The 362-nt window shown below is 40.6% G+C and carries 1 protein-coding gene; it reads right to left on the bottom strand.

From position 1 onward, the window contains the following. The coding region (locus ACYQ73_RS28295) for a transposase (RefSeq protein ID WP_460015463.1) at positions 1-362 on the bottom strand (362 nt) is incomplete at both ends.

The raw sequence follows: 362 nt of genomic DNA, 5'->3' as shown, positions 1-362 counted from the left end.
TTAAATCAAAACGATTCGTCATCAGATGTAGTTCTTTACCATTTGGATCCAGTACTTCGATACGGCGAAATACATTTTCAGCACGATTTTGCGTGTTGCCAATCAGAATCATTTCATCCGATAATACCGATGATTGTTCAGGTACTTCAAATGATTCAATCACACGTGTTATGGCGTTTTTTCGTAAGCGTGAGACAAAGAAAAATCCGTCATCTGTCATGCGGTCAAAGCGCTCATAATCTAAGTAGCCTCGGTCAAACACGTACATACACTCCTTGTCATCAACGAGAATTTCAAGCTGACCACGATCATGTTCTTTCGCATTCGTCAACACCGCTTTATCAGGGTATGAACGACCTTTA

This window comes from Lysinibacillus sp. CTST325, from assembly GCF_054665055.1.
The sequence above is the reverse complement of the archived record's forward strand: the minus strand, read 5'-3'. Positions and strand labels throughout refer to the sequence as shown.